The organism is Paraburkholderia sp. FW306-02-B (assembly GCF_058782725.1).
In genome coordinates this window covers 3,763,815-3,784,990 of record NZ_JBYSXZ010000001.1, presented here as the reverse complement: position 1 = coordinate 3,784,990, position 21,176 = coordinate 3,763,815, and the positions used below count along the sequence as shown (strand labels likewise).

Annotated in this window: 18 protein-coding genes; 5 read left to right on the top strand and 13 right to left on the bottom strand. The window is 62.1% G+C overall.

The genetic code is table 11. The features are described from left to right. Positions 1-255: 255 nt before the first annotated feature. The 6 genes from AC3WOG_RS16835 to AC3WOG_RS16810 form a co-directional block, all read right to left on the bottom strand. Entirely contained in the window at positions 256-1,275 is a 1,020-nt protein-coding gene (locus AC3WOG_RS16835) for a HoxN/HupN/NixA family nickel/cobalt transporter (RefSeq protein WP_492579033.1), read from the bottom strand. An 18-nt stretch (positions 1,276-1,293) separates the two neighbouring features. Further along, the gene (locus AC3WOG_RS16830; RefSeq protein ID WP_492579032.1) at positions 1,294-1,809 is read right to left on the bottom strand and encodes a cupin domain-containing protein; all 516 of its coding nucleotides are present in this window, start codon (positions 1,807-1,809) and stop codon (positions 1,294-1,296) included. Positions 1,810-2,042: 233 nt separating this feature from the next. Then, positions 2,043-4,148: an elongation factor G gene (gene fusA / locus AC3WOG_RS16825; RefSeq protein WP_492579031.1), complete on the bottom strand. Its 2,106-nt coding sequence runs from the start codon at positions 4,146-4,148 to the stop codon at positions 2,043-2,045. A gap of 279 nt (positions 4,149-4,427) precedes the next feature. Then, a complete protein-coding gene (locus AC3WOG_RS16820) occupies positions 4,428-4,934 on the bottom strand; it encodes a DUF192 domain-containing protein (protein ID WP_492579030.1) in 507 nt (168 codons plus the stop codon). A gap of 145 nt (positions 4,935-5,079) precedes the next feature. Then, positions 5,080-5,289, bottom strand: coding sequence for a hypothetical protein (locus AC3WOG_RS16815; protein ID WP_492579029.1), 210 nt, complete (start codon positions 5,287-5,289; stop codon positions 5,080-5,082). A 434-nt stretch (positions 5,290-5,723) separates the two neighbouring features. Then, complete coding sequence (locus AC3WOG_RS16810; protein WP_492579028.1) at positions 5,724-6,293, bottom strand: pseudouridine synthase; 570 nt, start codon at positions 6,291-6,293, stop codon at positions 5,724-5,726. 325 nt (positions 6,294-6,618) lie between these two features. Here AC3WOG_RS16810 and icd point away from each other — a divergent pair, with 325 nt between their 5' ends. The 3 genes from icd to AC3WOG_RS16795 all read left to right on the top strand — a co-directional run bounded on the left by icd (position 6,619) and on the right by AC3WOG_RS16795 (position 10,202). After that, a complete protein-coding gene (gene icd, locus AC3WOG_RS16805) occupies positions 6,619-7,875 on the top strand; it encodes an NADP-dependent isocitrate dehydrogenase (RefSeq protein WP_492579027.1) in 1,257 nt (418 codons plus the stop codon). A 186-nt stretch (positions 7,876-8,061) separates the two neighbouring features. Then, a complete protein-coding gene (locus tag AC3WOG_RS16800) occupies positions 8,062-8,424 on the top strand; it encodes a hypothetical protein (protein ID WP_492579026.1) in 363 nt (120 codons plus the stop codon). 131 nt (positions 8,425-8,555) lie between these two features. Further along, positions 8,556-10,202: a multicopper oxidase family protein gene (locus AC3WOG_RS16795; protein WP_492579025.1), complete on the top strand. Its 1,647-nt coding sequence runs from the start codon at positions 8,556-8,558 to the stop codon at positions 10,200-10,202. Between the two features lie 96 nt (positions 10,203-10,298). Here AC3WOG_RS16795 and AC3WOG_RS16790 read toward each other — a convergent pair whose 3' ends face one another. Further along, the gene (locus tag AC3WOG_RS16790; protein WP_007180614.1) at positions 10,299-10,505 is read right to left on the bottom strand and encodes a cold-shock protein; all 207 of its coding nucleotides are present in this window, start codon (positions 10,503-10,505) and stop codon (positions 10,299-10,301) included. A 527-nt stretch (positions 10,506-11,032) separates the two neighbouring features. Between AC3WOG_RS16790 and clpS the strand changes: the two genes are divergently transcribed. Further along, the gene (gene clpS / locus AC3WOG_RS16785) at positions 11,033-11,347 is read left to right on the top strand and encodes an ATP-dependent Clp protease adapter ClpS (protein WP_006050100.1); all 315 of its coding nucleotides are present in this window, start codon (positions 11,033-11,035) and stop codon (positions 11,345-11,347) included. Next, positions 11,344-13,641: an ATP-dependent Clp protease ATP-binding subunit ClpA gene (clpA, locus tag AC3WOG_RS16780; protein WP_492579024.1), complete on the top strand. Its 2,298-nt coding sequence runs from the start codon at positions 11,344-11,346 to the stop codon at positions 13,639-13,641. Before clpS ends, clpA begins: the two co-directional genes overlap by 4 nt. Positions 13,642-13,759: 118 nt before the next feature. On the opposite strand, the gene dut is transcribed toward clpA, so the two are convergent. The 6 genes from dut to AC3WOG_RS16750 form a co-directional block, all read right to left on the bottom strand. Beyond that, complete coding sequence (dut, locus tag AC3WOG_RS16775; protein WP_492579023.1) at positions 13,760-14,206, bottom strand: dUTP diphosphatase; 447 nt, start codon at positions 14,204-14,206, stop codon at positions 13,760-13,762. A 14-nt stretch (positions 14,207-14,220) separates the two neighbouring features. After that, complete coding sequence (locus AC3WOG_RS16770; RefSeq protein ID WP_492579022.1) at positions 14,221-15,240, bottom strand: LLM class flavin-dependent oxidoreductase; 1,020 nt, start codon at positions 15,238-15,240, stop codon at positions 14,221-14,223. Between the two features lie 87 nt (positions 15,241-15,327). Continuing rightward, entirely contained in the window at positions 15,328-16,542 is a 1,215-nt protein-coding gene (gene coaBC, locus AC3WOG_RS16765; RefSeq protein WP_492579021.1) for a bifunctional phosphopantothenoylcysteine decarboxylase/phosphopantothenate--cysteine ligase CoaBC, read from the bottom strand. A gap of 101 nt (positions 16,543-16,643) precedes the next feature. Further along, positions 16,644-17,150, bottom strand: a complete 507-nt coding sequence (gene lspA, locus AC3WOG_RS16760; protein ID WP_492579020.1) for a signal peptidase II — start codon at positions 17,148-17,150, stop codon at positions 16,644-16,646. Beyond that, positions 17,150-19,987 carry an isoleucine--tRNA ligase gene (ileS, locus tag AC3WOG_RS16755; RefSeq protein ID WP_492579018.1) on the bottom strand — a complete coding sequence of 946 codons (2,838 nt, stop codon included), beginning with the start codon at positions 19,985-19,987 and terminating at the stop codon, positions 17,150-17,152. Before ileS ends, lspA begins: the two co-directional genes overlap by 1 nt. Positions 19,988-20,154: 167 nt before the next feature. Continuing rightward, on the bottom strand, positions 20,155-21,150 hold the full coding sequence (locus tag AC3WOG_RS16750) for a bifunctional riboflavin kinase/FAD synthetase (RefSeq protein WP_492579017.1): 996 nt from the start codon (positions 21,148-21,150) through the stop codon (positions 20,155-20,157). Positions 21,151-21,176: the final 26 nt, after the last annotated feature.

Sequence of the window (21,176 nt, the reverse complement as noted above, 5' to 3'; positions counted from 1 at the left end):
CTATGGCAAAAAGCGCAACGACGAAAAGCGGTTTCAGTGTAAGCGATTGCCCGCGAATTCGGAGCACCTGCGAGGGCGTCAGGTTCACGTTTGGCAGATAAAAGGGTCGGCGTGTGTCGTGACGACAACGCTTGTTGAAACCGCCGTGCGGCGTACGGCGCGCGACGCCCGACGCCCGACGTGGCTGATGCCGCAGCGCGGGAATCGCTGCGGCCGTGCGATCCTTACCGATAGCCTGCCGGAAACAAGGTGGATTTACCTTGCCGCCGTGGCGGGGCGGCGCCAGCGATGGAACAGCACCGAGCCGATCCAGCACGCCATGAACGTCGCGACGATGCCGTAACCGAGCACGCCGAAGCGCTCGTTGAGGCTCGCGGCCGCATCCCATATGCCGCCGCTCAAACCGAGTTTGTCCGACAGCAGGCCCAATACTTCGACGCCGCCGATCACGATCGCCACCGCCGCCGATACGAACGTGATGCTCGCGTTGTAGTAGAGCTTGCGTTTCGGGTCGTCCATCGCCCAGCCGTACGCGTGGACCATCAACACGTTGTCGGTCGAATCGACCAGCGTCATGCCGGCGGTGAAGAGCGCCGGAAACACAAGAATCGAATAGAGCGGCAGACCTTTGCCCGCTTCGGCCGCGGCAATCGCCAGCAGGCCGATCTCGGTCGCGGTGTCGAAGCCGAGTCCGAACAGCACGCCGACCGGGTACATGTGCCAGCTTTTCGTCACGAGCCGGAACATCGGCCGCAATGCACGCGACAGCAAACCGGCGGGCGCGATGGTGTCCGTCGTTTCAGCAGTCAGTTCGCCGCCACGTTGGACGTGACGGTAACGGCGCCAGACGTCGCGCAGAATCACGAGGTTCACGCATGCCAGCGCCAGCAGAAAGACCGCCGATACGATGGTGCCGACGGCGCCGCCCACTGCCTTGAAGGTTTCGAAGCGGCCCTGCAGCGAATGCGCGGTCCACGCAATGCCGATCGTCGCCGCGATCACGATCGACGAGTGACCCAGCGAGAACGACAGGCCGACGCCGAGCGGGCGTTTACCCGCTTGCATCAGCTTGCGCGTGACGGCGTCGATCGCTGCGATGTGGTCTGCATCGACCGCGTGACGCAGCCCGAAACCATACGCGAGCAGCGCGGTGCCGAGCAGCAGCGGATAGTGGCGAAACGCGATCAGCGCCCACGCCCACGCGCCGAGATTGGCGGCGATCAGGACGGCATACAGCGTGATGAGGCGAGGGCGTAGCGAAGCGGTCGGCGTCATGAGTCGCGTCGGGAAGAATTAATGATCGTGCGGATGCTTGTGAATCGGATCGACCCAGTAGACCGTTTCCGGCGCTTCGACCGCGTCGATGTTCAGGTTCACCACCACCGCCTCGTTGTCGCTGCGCACCAGCACGCATTCGAGCGGATCGTCGGTGCTCGCATTGATTTCCTGATGCGGCACGTAGGGCGGCACGAAAATGAAGTCGCCCGGACCGGCCTCGGCGGTGAACTCGAGATGCTCGCCCCAGCGCATGCGTGCCTGGCCGCGCACCACGTAGATCACGCTTTCGAGCGCGCCGTGATGATGCGCGCCGGTCTTCGCATTCGGATGGATCGTCACGGTGCCGGCCCAGAGTTTTTGCGCGCCGACCCGCGCCGCGTTGATCGCGGCCGCGCGATTCATACCCGGAGTCTGCGCGGTGTTGCTGTCGAGTTGATCGCCTTTGATGACCTTGACGCCGTGTTCGCGCCAGTCGATGGACGCCGACGCTTGCTCGTCACGGTAATGCGGGTGTTCGTGCTCCTGGCTCATGGTGTGTCTCCTCGTGGGCGTGAATCCGGACGATAAACGCGGCGCCGTCTGACATTTTTGCACGTTCAAAAACGCGTGTGTGGCTGGGTGTGGCTCGGTGTGGCTGTCTGTAACCAAGAGGCGTGAGCGGCATCGCGGACGAAAAAAAGCCCGTCAACAAGGGACGGGCTTTAGCGTTTGCCTAAGTGCAAGTGCAGCACATGACGTGTTGCGCAAGCTTCAGCGCTTACCGCTTACTTCTGTTTCGCGTTGATCACGGCTTCGGCTACGTTGTTCGGCGTTTCAGCGTAGTGCTTGAACTCCATCGTGTACGTCGCGCGGCCTTGGGTCGCCGAACGCAGCGACGTCGAGTAACCGAACATTTCCGCAAGCGGCACTTCGGCGCGCACCAGTTTGCCACCGCCGCCGGCGATGTCTTCCATCCCTTGCACGAGTCCACGACGGCTCGACAGGTCGCCCATCACGTTGCCCATGAAGTCTTCCGGTGTTTCCACTTCGACGGCCATCATCGGTTCGAGCAGTACCGGCTTGGCGCGGCGCATGGCTTCCTTGAACGCGATCGAACCGGCCATGCGGAACGCGTTTTCGTTCGAGTCCACGTCGTGGTACGAACCGAAGGTCAGCGTGACCTTCACGTCGACCACCGGATAGCCTGCTAAAACACCGGCCTTCAGCGTTTCCACAATGCCCTTGTCGACCGCCGGGATGAACTCGCGTGGGATCACACCGCCCTTGATCGCGTCGACGAACTCATAGCCCTTGCCTTGCGGCGCCGGTTCGAGCGTGATCACCGCGTGGCCGTACTGGCCGCGGCCGCCCGACTGCTTGACGAACTTGCCTTCGACATCCTCGACCTTGATGCGCACCGTTTCGCGGTACGCGACCTGCGGCTTGCCGACCGTCGCTTCGACGCCGAACTCGCGCTTCATCCGGTCGACCAGAATTTCCAGGTGCAACTCGCCCATCCCGGAGATGATGGTCTGGCCGGATTCTTCATCCGTTTGCACGCGGAACGACGGGTCTTCCTGCGCCAGGCGATTGAGCGCGATACCCATCTTTTCCTGGTCGACCTTGGTCTTCGGCTCGACTGCCTGCGAGATCACCGGCTCCGGGAAGATCATCTTTTCAAGGATGATCACGTGGTTCGGATCGCACAGCGTGTCGCCCGTGGTCGCTTCCTTCAGGCCGACCGCCGCGGCGATGTCGCCCGCGTAGACTTCCTTGATTTCCTTGCGCTCGTTCGCGTGCATCTGCAGGATCCGGCCAAGGCGTTCCTTCTTTTCCTTGATCGCGTTGTAGACGGTGTCGCCCGAATTCACCACGCCCGAATACACGCGGAAAAAGATCAACTGGCCGACGAACGGGTCGGTCATGATCTTGAAGGCGAGGGCGGAGAACGGATCGTCGTCTTTCGGATGACGCTCGATTTCGTTGTCGTGCTCGTCGTGACCGGTGATCGCGGGGATGTCGAGCGGCGACGGCAGATAGTCGATCACCGCGTCGAGCATGGCCTGCACGCCCTTGTTCTTGAACGCGCTGCCGCACAGCATCGGCACGATCTCGTTGGCGATCGTGCGCACGCGGATACCGTGCTTGATTTCCTCTTCGGTCAGCGTTTCGCCGCCCAGGTATTTCTCGAGCAGCTCCTCGCTCGCTTCAGCGGCGGCCTCGACCATCTTGTCGTGCCATTCCCTGGCGGTGGCCGCCAGCTCTGCCGGGATATCCTTGTACTCGAACTTGATGCCCTGGTTCTCCTCGTCCCAGACGATCGCTTTCATCTTGACGAGATCGACCACGCCCTGGAAATGCTCTTCCGCGCCGATCGGAATCTGGATCGGCACGGCGACGCCCTTCAGACGATCGCCGATCTGCCTCTGCACGCGGAAAAAGTCCGCGCCGACGCGGTCCATCTTGTTGACGAATGCAATGCGCGGCACCTTGTATTTGTTCGCCTGGCGCCACACCGTTTCGGACTGCGGCTGTACGCCGCCGACCGAGTCGTACACCATGCAGGCGCCGTCGAGCACGCGCATCGAGCGCTCCACTTCGATCGTGAAGTCGACGTGGCCCGGGGTGTCGATGATGTTGATCCGGTGTTCCGGATAGTTGCCGGCCATGCCTTTCCAGAAGGCGGTAGTAGCCGCCGACGTGATGGTGATGCCGCGCTCCTGCTCCTGTTCCATCCAGTCCATCGTCGCCGCACCGTCGTGAACCTCGCCGATCTTGTGGGTCACGCCGGTGTAGAACAGGATGCGTTCAGTGGTGGTGGTTTTACCGGCATCGATGTGAGCGCTAATGCCGATATTTCGGTAGCGCTCGATGGGGGTCTTGCGGGGCACGTGAACCTCCTTGGAATAGCGCGCCTGAAGGCGCTTGCCGGGCGGCAGTCTGTGCTGCCCGGGCAGTCTGGGTGCTGCGGTGTCAAGAATACTAGGATAGCGCGTCGGCCCGTCTTTTGCAGGAATCTTGCCAGCCGGATCCGAGCGCCTGCTGGCGGGGCTTCGGCGGCCGGAACGGCGCGCGCCGGGCAAATGAAAAAGCCGGCGCCCTGTAAAAGGCACCGGCTTTTTTGAAGCAGCGGTTGATGAAGCGGCGGGCGCCGCCATGGTCGACGCAACTTATTGCGCGGCCGGCAACCCCTGGATCTTCATCCCCGGTTTGATGCCCTTCGACGTGAACCAGCCTTTGCTCATCTCCAACGCATACACGCCGTTGTTCTTCGGGCAGTGATTGTTGGTGGTCTCGGCCTGCATCTCGTCAATGTCGGTGACCGTGCCGTCGGCGCGCATGAATGCGATCGACAGCGGGATCAACGTGTTCTTCATCCAGAAGCAATGCCCTGCGTTTTCATTGAAGACGAACAGCATGCCTTCGTTCGGTGCGAGGTTCGTGCGATACATCAAACCTTGCTCGCGATCCGCGTCGTTAGCGGCGACGGCGGCGTCGATCACGAACATGCCCGCTGTCAGCTTTGCGCGCGGAAAATCGCCGGGCTGCTTCGCACCGGCCGGCATCTGCTGCGCATGGGCGGGAAGAGCGGTAGTGGCGGCGAACGACAGTGCCGCGAGCGGCAGTGCAACGGCAAACGCGAAACGCGCAATCAACGAGCGCATGGAAAATCGCACGGCATGACTCCTGGCTGGAAATTAACCCGCGAATGTTACGCGAGCGCGTCAAAAACAAAAAGGCAGATTGCCTTGCGGCGATCTGCCTTTCAACGCCGTAAGAACGGCAATGAAGCGAGTTCTTGACTGCGTTTTTACAACAAACTTACTCCGAAGCGCCCGAAGCTGCAGCAGCTGCTGCTGCCTTCTTGTGCGACTTCTTGTGAGCGTGGTGCTTGGTGCTCTTCTTTGCCGACGAAGCTGCTGCTGCCGGAGCTGCCATCGGAGCGGCCGAAGCTGCTGCCGGTGCCGAAGCTTGTGCGAATGCTGCCGTTGCGAAGAGACCAGCGACCAGAGCGGCGATCAGTTTGTTCATTTTGTGAATCCTCAGCTTTAGTTAATTAACCAAATGACCCGGCTATATGTAGAGTCATGTCGGTAAACGTGCCATCCACCTTTCGGTTGACAGCCGCATCGAACAAATTTTTCGACGCGTCTGCTTTAGCGCTCAGACTCCCTGTGCCTCCCGCAAAAGCGGCTTGCACAAAGGCCCTTAAGGCTGAATGCCGGATAGCTTCGGGCGGCATCTGCGTCGAATAACGCGTGAGCTCGCGCACCGGTTGACGTAATTTTTCGCGAATGTTTATTCGTCGACACGCGAATGGAAATGGATCGCCAGCCAGTGCGCGTGGCCGCTATTGTTTCACGCGTGTTTCACAGCAGTTTCACGCGGAATTTTATATGCGAATACAACGAGTTAGCTTTTTCGATTCAGATGCAAAAATACACTACGTGTGTATGCAAAGTGGTTCAAACGATGCCGTCCCACGGCGCCTTAAGCGGCAATTCTGCGCTCTCGCCAGGTTGCAGCCCGAGCGAAAAAATATCGAGCGCGCCCACGCCGACGCGGACGAGGCGCAGCGTCGGAAAACCCACCGCCGCGGTCATACGGCGCACCTGGCGGTTCTTGCCTTCGGTGATCGACAACTCGATCCACGTGGTCGGAATCGCGGCGCGATAGCGAATCGGCGGGTTGCGTGTCCATAGTGCGTCAGTCGGTTCGACATATTCGGCGCGGCACGGCCGTGTGACGTAGTCGCCGAGATCGATGCCGCGCGCGAGCTTCTTCAGGGTGGCCTGATCGACCGCGCCTTCCACTTGCGCCCAATAACGTTTGACCAGTTTGTGACGCGGCTCGGCGATGCGCGCCTGGAGTGCGCCGTCGTCGGTGAGCAGCAGCAGCCCTTCGCTGTCCGAGTCGAGCCGGCCCGCCGGGTAGACGCCGGGCACCTTGACCCAGTCGGCCAGCGACGCGCGCGTTTCGTGCGGCGAAAACTGGCAGATGGTGCCGAACGGTTTGTTCAAAGCGAGAAGACGCATACGGGATCGGTGAAAGACGCGCGTGCCGGCCAGGGAAGCGCCGTTCAGGCCTTGAGCAGCGCGGGTTCAATAGTAAATGGCGGGATAATAATGCATAACAAGCGGCGGCAAGTCTTTTATCTTATATAAGACATAAAGGCAAGAAACGCTTCGGCGTGCATGTAATGTAGGAAAACCCCGACCCGCGGCCGGGCTCGCTCCAGCATCGGCGTGGGCTAGAATAGCGGCCTGGCCGCCTGCGGGCGTCCAGCATGCGCGTAGCGAGGAGCGCCCGGTTTCGCAGTCTCCCATCAGCTTTCAGCACAGCCTTCACTGGAGTCCGATCATGCCGTATCAGCACATCAAGGTTCCGACCGGCGGTGACAAGATCACTGTCAACGCAGATTTCTCGCTCAACGTTTCCGACCAGCCGATTATTCCGTTTATCGAAGGCGACGGCACAGGCGCCGACATCACCCCGGTGATGCTCAAGGTGGTGGATGCGGCAGTTGAAAAAGCGTATGCAGGCAAGAAGAAGATCCACTGGATGGAAATCTACGCCGGCGAGAAGGCAACCAAGGTGTACGGCCCGGACGTGTGGCTGCCGGAAGAATCGCTGCAGGTGCTGAAAGAATACGTCGTGTCGATCAAAGGTCCGCTCACCACGCCGGTGGGCGGCGGCATCCGTTCGCTGAACGTCGCGCTGCGTCAGGAGCTGGATCTGTATGTCTGTTTGCGCCCGGTGCAGTACTTCAAGGGCGTGCCTTCGCCGGTGCGTGAACCGGAAAAGACCAACATGGTGATTTTCCGCGAGAACTCGGAAGACATTTACGCCGGGATCGAATGGGCGGCGGAATCGGAACAGGCCAGGAAGGTCATCAAGTTCCTGCGGGAAGAAATGGGTGTGAAGAAGATCCGCTTCCCGGAAACGTCGGGCATCGGTATCAAGCCGGTGTCGCGCGAGGGCACGGAGCGTCTGGTGCGCAAAGCGATCCAGTACGCGATCGACAACGAGCGCCGCTCGGTCACGCTCGTGCACAAGGGCAACATCATGAAGTTCACGGAAGGCGCATTCCGCGACTACGGTTATGCGCTGGCGCAGAAGGAATTCGCCGCGGAGCTGATCGACGGCGGCCCGTGGATGAAGATCAAGAACCCGAAAACGGGTGGCGACATCGTGATGAAAGACGTGATCGCCGATGCGTTCCTCCAGCAGATCCTGCTGCGTCCGGCGGAATACGACGTAATCGCCACGTTGAACCTGAACGGCGACTACGTTTCGGACGCGCTGGCTGCGCAAGTCGGCGGTATCGGTATCGCGCCGGGCGCGAACATGTCGGATTCGGTCGCGATGTTCGAAGCCACGCACGGTACGGCGCCGAAATACGCGGGCAAAGACTACGTGAACCCGGGTTCGGAAATTCTCTCGGCGGAAATGATGCTGCGCCACCTCGGCTGGACTGAAGCGGCGGACCTCATCATCAAGTCGATGGAGAAGTCGATCCTGCAAAAGCGGGTCACGTATGACTTCGCGCGTCTGATGGAAGGCGCGACGCAAGTATCGTGCTCGGGTTTTGGTCAGGTGATGATCGAGAATATGTAAGCGATTCGAGCTGGTTTTCCCCAGCCTGGAATAGGACCCCGGCGCCGTGAGGCGGCCGGGGTTTTTGTTTTTTAGCGTGGAACATGGGTGGACGCGATTCAAGCGGGAGGTAAAAGCAGCTTGCGTTATGATTCTTCGACTACCTGCTTTTCGCGCATCGTACCTATTCATTCTGCAATGACCTCCGTGTGGCGAATCCTCATCGTGCTGACCCTCGCGTTGCTTGCGACGCAAGGTGCGTTCGCGCACGAACATGTCGCTGCGCCGATGCAAGGCGCTCGCGCGATGCAGACCGTCCAACCCGCCGACGGTGCGTTCGCCACCGTCGGTGAAACCGCACACCGCGCCAGCATGGCCGCCGCCGGGATGCCCTGTCGGCACGATCATTCTTTGTGCTGCTCGAACGCGTGCGGCGTGCATTGCGGCGCACTGTTCGTCGTGTTTGCTTTCGAGCCGCGCGCGTCCGGCGCGTCGCTGCCGCAAGCGCTTGCCGAACCGCAGCGCGCCGGTGTCATTCATGCGCCCCTGTTACGGCCGCCGATAGGCTGATCGTTGTGCGCGCACGCCGCGCACGCCACAAGGTGAAGGTCGCGCTTCCCATAGGCCGACCCTTGAACGATCGAGCGTGGACTCGCCCCGGCGCCTGTCCCGCTATCTGAACAAAACAGAGGAAATCATCGATGATTCGCAGGCAATTTCTCGCCCGCGCGCTGAGCGCGGCAGCCGCGTCGTTGTTCGCGCGCAGCGCGTTCGCACAGCATGACGCCGATTCGATGCACAAGATGTCAGGCATGGACGATATGAGCGGCATGGACATGTCCGATATGCCGTCGATGTCCGCGCACAAAGCGGCCAAGCCGGCGGCCGCGCCACTGGCCGCGCCTGACGCACTTCCGGCCGGCGCGCCGCTCGCCACTTTACGTACGCTCGCCAACGAAAGCCGTGAGCCTGGCGTGTTCCGCGCGACCTTGGTCGCGCAACCGGTCAAACGCAAGCTGCTGCCCGGCAAACCGCTCACCACCTTCTGGCAATACGACCAGGGCGGCGCGAACGCCGGCGTTACGCAGACCGCGGGTCCAGTCGTCGGTCCGTTGATCGACGTTCGCGAAGGCGACACGGTCGAGATCCGCTTCGTCAACCGTCTGCCGCAAGCGTCGACGATTCACTGGCACGGCTTGCCGGTGCCGCCCGACCAGGACGGCAATCCTTCGATACCGGTCGCGCCGGGTGCTTCGCATGTGTACCGCTTCACGTTGCCGCCAGGCAGCGCCGGCACCTACTGGTATCACCCGCATCCGCACATGATGTCGGCGGAGCAGGTATTTCGCGGGCTGGCCGGACCCATTGTGGTGCGCGCCGCCGACGATCCGCTTTCAGCCTGGCCCGAGCGCCATCTGTTCTTCTCGGACCTGAAACTCGCCAGTGACGGCACCATTCCGCCGAACGACATGATGGACTGGATGAACGGCCGTGAAGGCCAGTTCGTGCTGGTCAACGGCGCGCGCCGTCCACGCATCGAGGTAACGAACGACGAGCGCTGGCGTCTGTGGAATGGATGCAATGCCCGCTATTTGAGATTTTCGCTCGGCGCCGGGCAGCATTTTGCGCAGGTCGGCACGGACGGCGGCCTGCTGGAGCAACCGCGCGACGGACTCACGGAATTGTTGCTGGCGCCTGGCGAGCGCGCCGAGGTGATCGTCCGCGCGGGCGCGAACCCGTCGCAGGCGGTGCTGAGCGCCGACGTCTACGACCGTCGCAAGATGGCGATGTCGCACGGCAGCTTGCCGCCCGACCCAGCCCATGCGCTCGCCGACGTTAGCTTTAATCCGCCATCTGGCGTCAAGGCGCGCGAGTTGCCGGCGACGTTGCGCCCGGTGCCGCCGCTCGGCGCGCCGGCCGCGAAGAAATCCGTGGTGTTCTCGGAGCAGATGGACATGGCCGCGATGCACGACCCGAAGGCGTCAGCCGCGCATGGCGACACAATGCCCGCCGGTATGACTTTCATGATCAACGGACAGGTTTTCGACCCATCGCGCATCGTGTTGACCAGCCGGCGCGACGCAGTCGAACTCTGGTCGATCGAAAACCGCACCGACATGGATCATCCGTTCCATCTGCACGGCACGCAGTTTCAGATTGTCGAGCGGGAGCGGGGCGGCGCGGTCACGCCCGAGCCATATCGGGCGTGGCGCGATACGGTCAATGTGCAGCCGGATGAGATCGTGCGGATCGCCACCGTGCAGCGGATGGCCGGCGAGCGCATGTTCCATTGCCACATCCTCGAACACGAGGACCTCGGCATGATGGGCATGCTGAAAGTGGTGTGACGCGTGCGGTGAGCGCTCAACAGGTTTAGAAGGGGAAGCCAAAAAAAAGAAACCCGGCACGAAGCCGGGTTTCCAGGGAACGGGAATCGAACAGATTCAGGCGGGTGCCTGGATGTTCGATGCCTGCTTGCCTTTCGGGCCTTGCACGACCTCGAAGGTTACTTTTTGACCTTCCTTGAGGGTTTTGAACCCATTCATCTGGATGGCCGAGAAGTGTGCAAACAGATCCTCACCACCTTCATCAGGCGTAATGAATCCGAAACCTTTTGCGTCATTGAACCATTTGACCGTACCAGTTGCCATTCCAACTTCCCCTGTAACTCATGTCACTACCACGAGCCCTCGAAAAGCTCCACGACCACAATGCAGCCGCTCCCTCCTCACAAGCTCACCATCGGCATTTTTTCGAAATTATGGCTCGGTGAAAAAAGTGCCAGCTTGATTGTTGAGGCTCTTTATTCGAGTGTCAAGAAAATTTTGAGACGCTCGTTGCCCCGTTGCAAACAGTCGATTTCCAGGGTTTTTCCCGCTTTTGTTATGTGCGGTTGCGCAAGCGTGCCGTCTTGAAAAGTCGCATAATCGACTCACCTGCTGTTCTGCGGGTCGCCCGCTGCTGGCAACCCGCTCCGGCAGGTTGTGCGATACTCGATCCGACTGCGGCGCAGCACGGCCGCGAAGCATCACTGGATAGGGGCCGGCTCCGCAATCGGCTCGTGAAATGACGCACGTCTGGGGGTATTACCCATCAGGCGGCAGCGAACGGGCTCACCGGCCGGACGGTCGGGTTTTGACAGGATTGCGGGCCTGTCCTAGTTGTTTAGAATGGGTGTATGGCGATTATCCCGGACAAGCAGGACGGCACCGTACTGGAGCGGCAGGAAAAGAAGCTGAAGCCGCCTTCCATGTACAAGGTGGTGCTGTTGAATGACGACTTCACGCCAATGGAATTTGTCGTGATGATCGTGCAGGAATATTTCAATAAAGATCGTGAAACCGCAACGCAGGTTATGTTGAAGGTGCATCGCGAAGGCAGGGGAGTTTGTGGGGTCTATACGCGGGACATCGCGTCGACCAAAGTCGAGCAAGTCGTTACCCACGCACGGCAGGCCGGGCATCCGCTGCAGTGTGTGATGGAGGAAGCATGATTGCCCAGGAACTGGAAGTCAGCCTGCACATGGCGTTCATGGAAGCACGCCAGGCGCGGCACGAGTTCATCACGGTCGAACATCTTTTGCTGGCACTGTTGGACAATCCGACAGCCGCGGAGGTGTTGCGTGCATGCGCGGCCAATATCGAGGATCTGCGCCAGAACCTGCGCAACTTCATTCATGACAACACGCCTACCGTGCCCGGCACGGATGACGTCGACACGCAGCCCACGCTGGGTTTCCAGCGTGTGATTCAGCGCGCGATCATGCATGTGCAATCCACCTCGAATGGCAAGAAGGAAGTCACCGGCGCGAACGTGCTGGTGGCGATCTTCGGCGAGAAGGATTCGCACGCGGTGTACTACCTGCAACAGCAGGGCGTGACGCGCCTCGACGTGGTGAACTTCATCTCGCACGGCATTGCGAAGACCAGCAGCACGGACGCCGCGAAAGCGAGCGACGCGAATGCCGAGTCCGACGAGGCCGCCGCTCAGAAGGAAACCCCGCTGGCCCAGTTCACGCAGAACCTGAACCAGATGGCGAAAGACGGCCGCATCGATCCGCTGATCGGGCGCGAGTCGGAAGTCGAGCGCGTGGTGCAGGTGCTGTGCCGTCGCCGCAAGAACAATCCGCTGCTGGTCGGTGAGGCCGGCGTCGGCAAGACGGCGATCGCCGAAGGGCTCGCCTGGCGCATCACGCGCGGCGAAGTGCCGGACATCCTGGCGGATGCGCAGGTGTATTCGCTCGACATGGGCGCGCTGCTCGCCGGCACCAAGTATCGCGGCGACTTCGAACAACGCCTGAAGACGGTCCTCAAGGAATTGAAGGAACGTCCGCACGCGATCCTGTTCATCGACGAAATTCATACGCTGATCGGCGCGGGTGCTGCATCGGGCGGCACGCTGGACGCATCCAACCTGCTGAAGCCGGCGTTGTCGTCGGGCACGCTCAAGTGCATCGGCGCGACGACCTTCACTGAGTATCGCGGCATCTTCGAAAAAGACGCGGCATTGTCGCGCCGGTTCCAGAAGATCGACGTGACCGAGCCGACCGTCGAGCAGACGGTGGCGATCCTGCGTGGTCTGAAGTCGCGTTTCGAAGAGCATCACGGCGTGAAGTATTCGTCGGGTGCGTTGTCGGCGGCGGCTGAGTTGTCAGCACGCTTCATTACAGATCGTCATTTGCCGGACAAGGCGATCGACGTGATCGACGAAGCTGGCGCGGCGCAACGCATCCTGCCGAAGTCGAAGCAGAAGAAGACCATCGGCAAGAACGAGATCGAAGAAATCATCTCGAAGATTGCCCGCGTCCCGCCGCAAAGCGTGTCGCAAGACGATCGCAGCAAGCTGCAAACGCTGGATCGCGATCTGAAGAGCGTGGTGTTCGGGCAAGACCCGGCTATCGACGCGCTGTCGGCCGCGATCAAGATGGCGCGCGCAGGTCTCGGCAAGCTGGACAAGCCGATCGGTGCGTTCCTGTTCTCCGGCCCCACGGGCGTCGGCAAGACGGAAGTGGCAAAGCAACTGGCGTTCACGCTGGGGATCGAGTTGATCCGCTTCGACATGTCGGAATACATGGAGCGTCATGCGGTGAGCCGTTTGATCGGCGCGCCGCCGGGCTACGTCGGTTTCGACCAGGGTGGTCTGCTGACCGAAGCCGTCACGAAGAAGCCGCATTGCGTGCTGCTGCTCGACGAAATCGAGAAGGCGCATCCGGACATCTACAACGTGCTGCTGCAGGTGATGGACCACGGCACACTGACGGACAACAACGGTCGCAAGGCGGATTTCCGTAACGTCATCATCATCATGACGACGAACGCGGGCGCCGAGGCAATGGGCAAGTCGGTGATCGGCTTCACGAATCGCCGGGAAACCGGCGACGAAATGGTCGACATCAAGCGCATGTTCACGCCGGAGTTCCGTAACCGTCTGGACGCGACGATCAGCTTCCGCTCGCTCGATGAAGAAATCATCATGCGCGTGGTCGACAAGTTCCTGATGCAGCTGGAAGATCAGTTGCATGAGAAGAAGGTCGATGCGCTCTTCACCGACGCGCTGCGCAAGCATCTCGCCAAGCACGGTTTCGACCCGTTGATGGGCGCGCGGCCAATGCAGCGTCTGATCCAGGACACGATCCGTCGTGCGCTGGCCGACGAGCTGCTGTTCGGCAAACTGATGAACGGCGGTCGCGTGACCGTGGACGTCGATGCGGAAGACAAGGTGCAACTGACTTTCGACGAGCATCCGGCGCCGCGCAATCCGAATCCGGAAGCGGTCGAAGTCGAGTAAGGGCGAAGTTGACACTTCGTTTCAGTTGAAAGCAGAACGGCGCGGGTTGAATCCCGCGCCGTTCTGCTTTTTGCATTTCAATTTACTTCGCGTAGCAACCACGCCGCCAGGCGATAGATCAATGCTTGCCGGTGCTGCCGAAACCGCCCGCGCCACGCTCGCTTTCCGCGAAATCGTCGACGATGTTGAACGCGGCCTGCATGACCGGCACGATCACGAGTTGCGCGAGGCGCTCCATCGGATTCAGCACGAAGGGGGTTTCGCCGCGGTTCCACGTCGAAATCATCAGCTGCCCCTGGTAATCCGAATCGATCAGGCCGACCAGATTGCCCAGCACGATCCCGTGCTTATGGCCCAAACCCGAGCGCGGCAGGATCAAGGCCGCATAGCCCGGATCGCCGACGTGGATCGCCAGACCCGTCGGCACCAGTGCGGTGTCGCCGGGCGCGAGCGTCAATGGTTCGTCGAGGCAGGCGCGCAGGTCGAGGCCCGCGCTGCCGGTGGTTGCGTAGGCCGGGAGTTGGTCGCGCATCCGCGCATCGAGAATCTTCAGGTCGAGTTTCATGCAGGTTCGAAAGGTTAGGAGGTGGGGGCCCGGCGTCCGAGCTGGAACGCGTCGGCCAGGAGTTCATAGGAGCGCAGCCGGGCGCGATAGCTGCCCGCAACGGTGAGTACGATCAGTTCGTCGGCCTGGAATTGCGCCTGTAAGTCTTGCATGCGTTCGGTCACGGTTTCCGGTGTGCCGATGATACTGCGCGGCTTCTCGCGGTCGATGACCAGTTGCTCGCGCACGCCATATTCCTGCGCGGCGCCTTGCTCGACCGTTGGAATCGGCGCATTCAGGCCCAAGGCCATCTGCACGCGGCGCAGGTCGACCGCTTTTTCCAGGTCGGCGGCTTCCTGCTCGGTGTCCGCGCAAATCACGAACACGGCGGCGGCCAGGTACGGCTGTTCCGCGTCCAGGCTAGCCTTGAAGCGGTCACGATAAGTCAGCGCCACCTGATGCCCGAAGTGCGCGTTGATGAAATGCGCGAACGCGAAGCGGATACCAAGTTGCGCTGCCAGCAGGCCGCCGAATTCGCTCGAACCGAGCATCCAGAGTTGCGGGCGCGTGGCGACTTGCGGTTGCAGCAGCACGCCGCGCGCGAGATGGCCCTCGGGCAGCGTGCCATACATCAGACCGACCAGATCCGCAACCTGCTGCGGGAAAATGTCCCCGTGATTGTAGGCGCCGGCTGCCACCGCCTGCGCCGTTTGCATGTCTCCGCCCGGCGCGCGTCCCACGCCGAGATCGATACGATTGGGAAATAACGCCTCGAGCATCATGAATTGCTCGGCGACTTTGAACGGGCTGTAGTACGGCAGCATCACGCCGCCGGAGCCGATGCGGATACGTTTGGTCACGCTGCCGAGGCGCGCGAGCATCACCTCGGGGCAGGGGTTCGACACGCCGCGCAGGCCGTGGTGTTCAGCGCACCAATAGCGTGTGTAGCCGAGGTCGTCGGCAAGTTGCGCCAGTTCGACAGTGGCGGCGATCGCGTCCGCCACCGAGTGCCCGTCGATCACGGGCGTTTGATCGAGCACGGAAAGTAGCGTCATGTCAGTACTGCTCCAGATGATTCAGTGCGCTCGGGCGACTCGCGGCAAGGCATGCTGAATTCACAGCGTGCGTCGCAGCGGGCAGCTTCAGCGAATCAGACTAGTGTCGGACAGACGCCTGGCGATCTCCGCAATCAGCGCGCGCGCGAGCGTCTGCTTGTCGGCGCGTGGCAGCCTGGTCACGCCGCCTGCTTCGAACAGAATCACTTCGTTATCGTCGAGGCCGAAGGTCAGCGGGCCGAGATTGCCGATCAGGAGCGGCACCTTCTTGCGCACGCGCTTTTCTTCGCCGTGCACTTCGAGGTCGCCGCTTTCCGCCGCGAAACCGACCGCAAAAGGCGGATGCGGCAGCTTCGCCACCGAGGCCAGAATATCCGGATTTTCGACGAACGTGAAAGCCGGCATCGCGCGCTCGGCGGTCTTCTTGATCTTGTGCTCGCTCGCGTGATCGACGCGCCAGTCGGCGACCGCGGCCACACCGATGAAGATGTCGCAGTGGGCGACCGACTGCATCACCGCGTCGTGCATCTGCTGCGCGGTTTGCACGTCCTCGCGGAACACGCCCCATGGGGTGTCCAGCGCCACCGGACCGGCGACCAGATGTACGTCGGCGCCCGCTTGTTGCGCGGCGCGAGCGAGAGCGAAGCCCATCTTGCCGCTCGAACGATTGGTGATGCCGCGCACCGGATCGAGCGGTTCGAAGGTCGGGCCGGCCGTCAGCAACACGCGCCGCCCAGACAGAATTTTGGGTGAAAAGAATGAAGCGATCGCTTCATATGTCGCCGACGCTTCCAGCATCCGCCCGTCGCCGACTTCGCCGCACGCTTGCGGACCCGAGTCGGGGCCCAGCACTTCGATACCGTCCGCGCGCAGTTGCGCGACGTTGCGTTGTGTCGCCGGGTTCTGCCACATCTGCCGGTTCATCGCGGGCACGACCAGCAGCGGACAATCGCGCGCGACGCACAGCGTCGACAGCAGATCGTCGGCCATGCCGTGCGCGAGTTTGGCGAGGAAATCGGTGGAGGCGGGCGCGATCACGATCGCATCCGCTTCACGCGATAGATCGATGTGCGCCATATTGTTCGGCACGCGCGCGTCCCACTGGCTCGTGTAGACCGGGCGGCCCGACAGCGCCTGCATGGTGACGGGTGTGATGAACTGCGTGGCCGCTTCGGTCATCACGACCTGCACGGTCGCACCGGCTTTGGTCAGCAGCCGCGTGAGTTCGGCGATCTTATAGCAGGCAATACCGCCCGTCATGCCGAGGGCGAGGTGCTTTCCTGCGAGTTCTGCGGTTGCCAACGAAAGCCTCCGACAAAGCGTGGTGGCGAGCAGCGGCGCATTGCACCGCCGCCGGCCTTCAAACCGGACGTGAGCGCGGACCTAAGCGGACCTAAGCGGCGTTAGCGCGCGCCGCGCACACGCCGCAATTCGTCTAGCACAAGCAGGATCGCGCCGATCGTGATCGCGCTGTCGGCGAGATTGAACGCCGGCCAGTGCCACGTGCGCACGTGGAAATCGAGAAAGTCGATCACGTGGCCGTACGCCAGCCGGTCGATCACATTGCCGAGCGCACCGCCGAGAATCAGCGAGAGCGCCGTGCAGAACATCCGCTGCGCGCCGTGGCGCTTGAGCAGATAGCCGATCACCAGCGCCGCGACCACGCCGAGCGCGGTGAACGCCCAGCGCTGCCAGCCGCCCGCCATCGCGAGGAAGCTGAACGCCGCGCCGCGGTTGTACACGAGGATCAGATTGAAAAACGGCGTGACCTCGTGCGCGACACCGTACGCAAATACTTTCTGGACCGCGATTTTCGTCAGCTGATCGAACAGGATCACGATCAGTGCAACGCCGAGCCACGGCGCCAGCGAACCGTTTCCGGTTGACGATTTCGACATGCTTCTCGCCATTATGCCGCGCTCCTCGTTTCACCGTTGCCGAACAGATTGCTGAAGCAACGGCCACACAGCGTGGGGTGTTCGGCGTTCGCGCCGACGTCCGAGCGATAGTGCCAGCAGCGTTCGCACTTCAGATACTTCGACGCGATGACGTCGACGCCTTCTTCCGCTTCGCTGTCGACCTTCGCGACGTTCGCGGCCGACGTGATCAGCACGAACTTCAGGTCGTCGGCGAGGCTTGCGAGCGCGTCGTAGCGCGCGCCGCTCGCACGGATTTCGACTTCCGCCTGCAGCGACGAACCGATCAGGTTCGCCACGCGCGCTTCTTCCAGCGCCTTCGTCACGTCGCTGCGCGCGGCGCGCAGCGACGTCCATTTGTCGAGCAGGGCGCCGGCGTCCGGCACCGCCGGGAACGCGTGATAGGTTTCCGTGAAAATCGTTTCGCTGTCCGGCGAGAAGATCTTCCACGCTTCTTCGGCGGTGAACGACAGGAACGGCGCCATCAGACGCAGCAGACCGTGCGCGATGTGATACAGCGCGGTTTGTGCCGAACGGCGCGCGACGGAGTCGGCCGCCGTGGTGTACAGACGGTCTTTCAGCACGTCCAGGTAGAAACCGCCGAGGTCTTCCGAGCAGAACGTCTGCAGCTTCGCGACCACCGGGTGGAACTCGTACTTGTCGTAGTGCGAGAGGATGTCGTTTTGCAGATTCGCCGACAGTGCCACCGCATAGCGATCGATCTCGAGCCAGTCTTCGACCGGCCGCGCGTGCTGGGCGAAGTCGAAGTCCGACAGGTTCGCGAGCAGGAAGCGCAGCGTATTGCGGATGCGGCGATAGCCTTCCGTCACGCGCTTCAGGATTTCCTCGGAGATCGCCAGTTCGCCCGAGTAATCGGTCGATGCAATCCACAGACGGATGATTTCCGCGCCGAGGCGGTTCGCGACTTCATGCGGATCGATACCGTTGCCGAGCGACTTGCTCATCTTGCGGCCTTCGCCGTCGACGGTGAAGCCGTGCGTCAGCAGCGCGTTGTACGGCGGGCGGCCGTCGAGCATCGACGCGGTCAACAGCGACGAGTGGAACCAGCCGCGGTGCTGGTCCGAGCCTTCCAGATACAGGTCGGCCGGGAATTGCAGTTCGTCCTTATGCGAGCCGCGCAGCACGTGCCAGTGCGTGGTGCCGGAATCGAACCACACGTCGAGCGTGTCGCGATTCTTCTCGTACATGTTCGCGTCGTCGCCGAGCAGTTCGCGCGGGTCGAGCGTTTGCCATGCTTCGATGCCGGCCTTCTCGACGCGTTGCGCGACTTCTTCGAGCAATTCCTGCGTGCGCGGATGCAGTTCGCCGGTTTCCTTGTGCACGAAGAACGCCATCGGCACGCCCCATTGGCGCTGACGCGACAGCGTCCAGTCCGGGCGGTTGGCGATCATGCTGAACAGACGCTGCTTGCCCCACGACGGATAAAACGCGGTGTTTTCGATGCCTTCGAGCGCGGTTTCGCGCAGCGTCTTGTCGGTGTCGTTCGGCTTGATGTCCATACCGGCGAACCACTGCGACGTCGCACGAAAGATGATCGGCGTCTTGTGGCGCCAGCAGTGCATGTAGCTGTGCTCGTATTTCTCGGTGCGCAGCAGTGCGCCAGCGCCTGCGAGCGCTTCAACGATCTGCGGATTGGCCGCCCAGATCGACAATCCGCCGAACAGCGCGAGCGATTCGATATAACGGCCGTCGCCCATCACCGGATTGATGATGTCCGAATCGGCCATGCCGTGCGATTTGCACGACACAAAGTCTTCCACGCCGTACGCGGGAGACGAGTGAACGATGCCGGTGCCGCTTTCGGTCGTCACGTAGTCGCCGAGATACACCGGCGCCGTGCGCTTGTAGCCCGGATGCGCGGACGCGAGCGGGTGGTTGAAGCGCAGGTTCACGAGCTTCGTGCCCGGCGTGGTCGCGACGATCGTGCCTTCCAGGCCGTATTGCTTCAGGCATGCTTCGACGCGTTCTTCCGCGAGGATCAGCAAACCGCGCGGCGTATCGACCAGTGCGTAGACGATTTCCGGATGCAGATTGAGCGCCTGGTTGGCGGGGATGGTCCACGGCGTGGTGGTCCAGATCACGATGCCGCCTTCGTTGCGCGGCAGCGCTTTCAGGCCGAACGCATGTGCGGTCTTTTCCGGCTCGGCGAAGCCGAACAGCACGTCGATCGTCGGATCGGTCTTGTCCTTGTATTCAACTTCCGCTTCGGCCAAAGCCGAGCCGCAGTCGAAACACCAGTTGACCGGCTTCAGGCCGCGAAACACGTAGCCCTTTTCGATGATCTTTGCGAGCGCGCGGATTTCGCCGGCTTCGTTCGCGAAGTTCATCGTCCTGTACGGATTGTCCCAGTCGCCGAGCACGCCCAGACGCCGGAAGCCGACCTTCTGCTTCTCGATCTGTTCGGTTGCGTAGGCGCGGGCCTTCTGCATCACTTCGGCGGCCGGCAGCGACTTGCCGAACTGCTTTTCGATCTGGATTTCGATCGGCATGCCATGGCAATCCCAACCCGGCACGTAGACCGCGTCGAAGCCCGCCAGATTGCGCGCCTTGACGATCATGTCCTTCAGGATCTTGTTCACCGCGTGGCCGAGGTGGATGTCGCCGTTCGCATACGGCGGGCCGTCGTGCAGGATGAATTTTTTGCGGCCTTTACTGGCTGCGCGGATCTTTTCGTAGATCTTGCGCTCCTGCCATTCCTTGACCCATTGCGGCTCGCGCTTGGGCAGGTCGCCACGCATCGGGAACGATGTGTCGAGCAGGTTGACCGGGTAGCGGGACTGCGGTTTCGAATCGGCTTTCTTGTTGCTCATGATGAGATCGCGGTGAATTCTTTCTATGCGCAGCGGGGCGCGGTATGCGCAAGATGCGCAGGGCGTTGGGCGCGCCCGGCAGGCATGTCGCGTGATTCACGGACGCCCTTCGATGCGCGCAGCGAGGGTACATGCAGTGCAGACAGCGCTTGCATGTACCGCGGCGGCTATCTAATTCGGTCGGTGGCCGAGGTGGCGAAACCGGTGGAGCGGCTGCCCGGCGTGCCGGCGCCGACGGCCGCGAACCACGCGCGGGCATTGGCGACGTCGCGCGCGATGGCGGCAGTCAGCGTTTCGAGGTCGACGTACTTCTCCTCGTCGCGCAGCTTTTTGAGGAATTCGACGCGCACGAGTTTGCCATATGCGTCGCCGTGCCAGTCGAGCAGATGCACTTCGAGCAGCACACGGCCGGAATCGTCGACGGTGGGGCGCAGGCCGAGGCTGGCGACGCCCGGCAGCGGTTCGTCAGCCACGCCGTGCACGCGCACGACGAAAATGCCCGCGAGCGCCGGACGCTTGTGGGCAATCGGCAGATTGAGCGTGGGAAACCCGAGATCGCGGCCGAGTTTCATGCCGTGCACGACGTGGCCGCTGATCAGGTAGTCGCGGCCCAGCGCGACCCGCGCCGAATCCAGATCGCCCGCCACCAGTGCCGTGCGCACGCCCGAACTGGAAATGCGCGCGCCCGACGGATCGGCCACGGTTGCCATCTGCTCGACTTCGAAGCCGTACTGCTGACCCGCGGCCTTGAGCGACGCGAAGTCGCCCGCGCGCCTGGCGCCATAGCGGAAATCGTCGCCGATCATCACCCAGCGCGCATGCAGGCCGTTGACGATGATCCGTTCGACGAACGCATCCGGCGACTGGCTGGCGAAGGTGTGATTGAAATGCTCGACCACCACCCGGTCGACGCCGTTGGTGCGCAGCGCCTCGAGCTTGTCGCGCAGCATCGCGATACGCGGCGGCGCGCCAGCCGGGTTGAAGAACTCGCGCGGGTGCGGCTCGAAGGTCATCACGCAGACGGGCAGGCCGCGTGCATCGGCAGCCGCGCGCACATGGGCGAGCAAAGCCTGATGGCCGCGGTGGACACCGTCGAAGTTGCCGATGGTCAGTGCACAGGGCGCACGGCTTTCGGCATTGGGAAGACCGCGGAAGACTCTCACGATAGCGGGTTTGAGGTAGGGCGGCC

What these genes read in the sequence shown, in the direction of transcription:
- AC3WOG_RS16795 (WP_492579025.1), top strand. Translation starts at nt 8,556, where the DNA reads ATGATTCGCAGGCAATTTCTCGCCCGCGCGCTGAGCGCGGCAGCCGCG.
- AC3WOG_RS16815 (WP_492579029.1), bottom strand. Translation starts at nt 5,289, where the DNA reads ATGAACAAACTGATCGCCGCTCTGGTCGCTGGTCTCTTCGCAACGGCA.
- AC3WOG_RS16835 (WP_492579033.1), bottom strand. Translation starts at nt 1,275, where the DNA reads ATGACGCCGACCGCTTCGCTACGCCCTCGCCTCATCACGCTGTATGCC.
- clpS (WP_006050100.1), top strand. Translation starts at nt 11,033, where the DNA reads ATGGCGATTATCCCGGACAAGCAGGACGGCACCGTACTGGAGCGGCAG.
- AC3WOG_RS16810 (WP_492579028.1), bottom strand. Translation starts at nt 6,293, where the DNA reads ATGCGTCTTCTCGCTTTGAACAAACCGTTCGGCACCATCTGCCAGTTT.
- ileS (WP_492579018.1), bottom strand. Translation starts at nt 19,987, where the DNA reads ATGAGCAACAAGAAAGCCGATTCGAAACCGCAGTCCCGCTACCCGGTC.
- clpA (WP_492579024.1), top strand. Translation starts at nt 11,344, where the DNA reads ATGATTGCCCAGGAACTGGAAGTCAGCCTGCACATGGCGTTCATGGAA.
- AC3WOG_RS16830 (WP_492579032.1), bottom strand. Translation starts at nt 1,809, where the DNA reads ATGAGCCAGGAGCACGAACACCCGCATTACCGTGACGAGCAAGCGTCG.
- AC3WOG_RS16790 (WP_007180614.1), bottom strand. Translation starts at nt 10,505, where the DNA reads ATGGCAACTGGTACGGTCAAATGGTTCAATGACGCAAAAGGTTTCGGA.
- icd (WP_492579027.1), top strand. Translation starts at nt 6,619, where the DNA reads ATGCCGTATCAGCACATCAAGGTTCCGACCGGCGGTGACAAGATCACT.
- AC3WOG_RS16770 (WP_492579022.1), bottom strand. Translation starts at nt 15,240, where the DNA reads ATGACGCTACTTTCCGTGCTCGATCAAACGCCCGTGATCGACGGGCAC.
- lspA (WP_492579020.1), bottom strand. Translation starts at nt 17,150, where the DNA reads ATGGCGAGAAGCATGTCGAAATCGTCAACCGGAAACGGTTCGCTGGCG.
- dut (WP_492579023.1), bottom strand. Translation starts at nt 14,206, where the DNA reads ATGAAACTCGACCTGAAGATTCTCGATGCGCGGATGCGCGACCAACTC.